Genomic DNA, 3,178 nt, shown 5'->3' with positions numbered 1-3,178 from the left:
TCCATTTGGTTGATATTAGTGGTTAAACTAATATCATAACCTGCCGGGGCGGACATTTCTACTTCCCGCTACTAGGACATTATCATTTCCTTGTGACACTTTGTTAGTCTTGCCCCGCACCAATTTCAGTACAATTACAGAAGTAAATTTTATCTATATTATTTTGTAGTCTGTTAAAGCAATCGGTTGATGGCTTAGAAATTGGTGCGGGGTGAAAAAGAGAAAGACTGCTTCCGATGGAAATACTACTTTTCCAATTCTTTCAGTTCTTCCTCCACCATTTGCATTTCTTGTTTCAAATCTTCAATCTCGGATTTTAACAACTCTTTTCTTTCATCTTTCGGCATTGCTTGATATTTGCGGTAAAACCAACCGCACATCGCTCTTCCATAACCCCTGCCCATTCCCAAACCTGAATCAAATCCCTGTCCGCAAGGACCCATTCCTCTTCCAGTTCCAGGTCCCATTCCCATCAATCCTGTTCCATTTTGTCTTGGCATATTTATCACCTCCCTTTCTATTTTAATTTCTTTAGTTGAGTCTATGTAATGAATATATACCCATTATATACTACTGTCAATATCTTCAATATATTTCAATTTATTTTACGGTCTCCAATTTATTTCGGTCTCAATGTTAGAACTGATAAAAAAATTTGCTTTACCTTAAACAAAAAACAGCGCGGAGTTGCGCTATTTTTCACACAAATGTGTTGGGGTGGTAGGATTCGAACCTACGCATGGGGGCTTCAAAGGCCCCTGCCTTACCGCTTGGCTACACCCCATCCATCAATTTTCAATTCACAATTTTCAATTTTCAATAAATTTAGAAATTGAGTATTTGGATTTTATTAGAAATTAGATGAATTAGAAATTAGAAATTTTTAATCTACTCTTCCACAATCTTCCCTCCCATCATTTCCAGCGCATCATTCAAAAGAGAGCCACTCTCTTTTGGCTTGCTTGGGGCTAAAGTAGAAGAAGATGGACTATCTTTTGTCGGAATTTTTATTTTTATACCGGCTTCATCTTCGCTTAGGAATTTCACTCGAAGGCCCGACCCAAAAATAGTAGCAAGCACTTTTTCAATTGTCAATTTATTTTGAGTCTCGCTCAGTTTATCTTTGTAAAATTTGTACTTCGTCGCAATAGAGAGATAATTATTTTCTACCTTGACCGGTTCGCAGTTCAGCAAAAAGAGAGAAATAGAATGATTAAAAGGTTTCGTTTCACGAATAATCTCCTTCCATTTGTCTTTGATGTCATTAATATCAACTGCCGCATCGCTGGATTGTTTTATTGCCGGTTCATCAATTTCTTTAATCTCCTCTTTTACTATTTCTTTACTTTCAACTTTAGGCTGTTGTTTTTTTACTTCAGGAAATTCAGCATTTGACTGATTACTGATTACCGATGGCTGATTATCTTTTTTAACAATTTCATAATTCCCCAATTTCACTATCGCCATTTCAAGCGGAAGTTGAGGAATGAAAGCTGAGCGTATTTTGTTTTGAATCTCGGAAAATTTAGTGATTATTTCAAGAATTCTGCCGGTATTATCCTTGGCTATTTTTTTGGATTTTTCCAGCTGTTCCGATGTTAATTCCAAAGACAAGGTTTTGGAAAGACTTTCGTCCACGGAAATTACCAGCAATTGTCTTAAATAATTCAAGAATGCTTTGTTAAATATTTCCAGATCGTATCCGTCATTAGTCATCTTGCTTACCAGCTCCAATGCTTTTCCAGTATTTTTTTCCACCAGAAGTTCGGCCATCTTTTCAACATTTCGGCGATCAGAAGTTCCCAGAATTTCCTCCACTTCTTTGGCGGTTATTTTTTTGTCTTCAAGAGATATTACCTGAGCTAGCGTTGATTCGGCATCACGCATTCCTCCTTCGGCTGAAATAGCAATCATTTCCAAGGCATCCTTCTCCACTTCTATCCCCTCTTCTTTTGCAATGGAAGATAATTTTTTAATTATATTTTCCAGAGACAATCTCACGAAATCAAAACGCTGGCAGCGGGAAATAATCGTGTCGGGAACTTTGTGAATTTCAGTAGTAGCCAGAATAAAAATTACGTGTGCCGGCGGCTCTTCTAAGGTCTTGAGAAGCGCATTAAAAGCGCCAGTCGAGAGCATATGCACTTCATCGATGATATATATTTTGAATTTAGCTCTGGTCGGAGGAAGTTTTATCGTTTCCCGAAGCTCGCGGATATTATCCACTCCGGTATTCGATGCCGCATCAATTTCAATAATATCCAGCGATCGTCCATCCTGGATATTCTTGCAATTTTCACACTCAAGACACGGCTCCGCATCTTTCAATTCTAGACAATTTACGGTTTTGGCAAATAGTCTGGCAATGCTGGTCTTTCCTGTTCCCCTTGGTCCCGTGAAAAGATAGGCATGACCGATGCGGTTATTTTTGATGGAATTGGTAAGAGTTTGGACAATATGATTCTGCCCGATAACATCGGAAAACTTTTGAGGTCTATACTTTCTGTATAAAGTTTGCATGGTCACTACAAATCTACAAATCTTGCTACAAATCTACAAATAGATTTACAGATTTAATACTCTTAAGAATTTAACTCCATTGGAAGTAAAATTTACCAGTATTGCTAATTTTAATCCAGTTGTTTTCAGATATTCTTTAGCTTGATTAATATTTCTTTTGGGAAAATAATTGCCTTGTTTTAATTCTAGGACTATTTTTTCATCAACTAGAAAATCCAGATAAAATTTGCCTATGATTTTTCCTCTATATGCTAATCGAAATGGAACTTGATTTTTAAATTTTATATTTTTTTCTTCAAAACACTTAATTATCGCTTTTTCGTAATATTTTTCTCGATAGCCGTATCCCAAATCGTTATAAACATCATACAAAATTCCGACAATATCGTAGCTCAAATCTTTATAAATAACTTTGTCTTTTTGTTTTCCTCCCTCCATTTATTTGTATATTTATAGTTGATTTGTAGATTTGCAGTATATTTAAAACTAAACCCCTTAAAGTTCAGTTCTAAATTTATTCTACCACCAATTCCCAAAAAATGAAAACAATGTTTTAAACACATACATTTGTCGGTTCTTTGATTATTAATAATTGTAGCATTTCGTTAGGAGTTTTTCCATTTAAACCGCAATGTTCCAGATTATTGTATTCATTGTT

Annotated in this window: 3 protein-coding genes and 1 tRNA gene; all 4 read right to left on the bottom strand. The window is 35.8% G+C overall.

Annotated elements, in window-relative coordinates:
• Nucleotides 1-245: 245 nt before the first annotated feature.
• Nucleotides 246-500, bottom strand: coding sequence for a DUF5320 domain-containing protein (locus WC906_05395; protein MFA5777835.1), 255 nt, complete (start codon nt 498-500; stop codon nt 246-248).
• A 212-nt stretch (nt 501-712) separates the two neighbouring features.
• Nucleotides 713-784, bottom strand: a tRNA-Gln gene (locus WC906_05390).
• Between the two features lie 104 nt (nt 785-888).
• On the bottom strand, nt 889-2,520 hold the full coding sequence (dnaX, locus tag WC906_05385) for a DNA polymerase III subunit gamma/tau (GenBank protein ID MFA5777834.1): 1,632 nt from the start codon (nt 2,518-2,520) through the stop codon (nt 889-891).
• Between the two features lie 45 nt (nt 2,521-2,565).
• The gene (locus WC906_05380; protein ID MFA5777833.1) at nt 2,566-2,958 is read right to left on the bottom strand and encodes a GxxExxY protein; all 393 of its coding nucleotides are present in this window, start codon (nt 2,956-2,958) and stop codon (nt 2,566-2,568) included.
• Nucleotides 2,959-3,178 lie beyond the last annotated feature (220 nt).

The organism is Parcubacteria group bacterium (assembly GCA_041657845.1).
Taxonomy (GTDB): domain Bacteria; phylum Patescibacteriota; class Minisyncoccia; order Moranbacterales; family JAKLHP01; genus JAKLHP01.
Note: the sequence above shows the minus strand (reverse complement) of the source record. Positions and strands in the feature narration are given on the sequence as shown.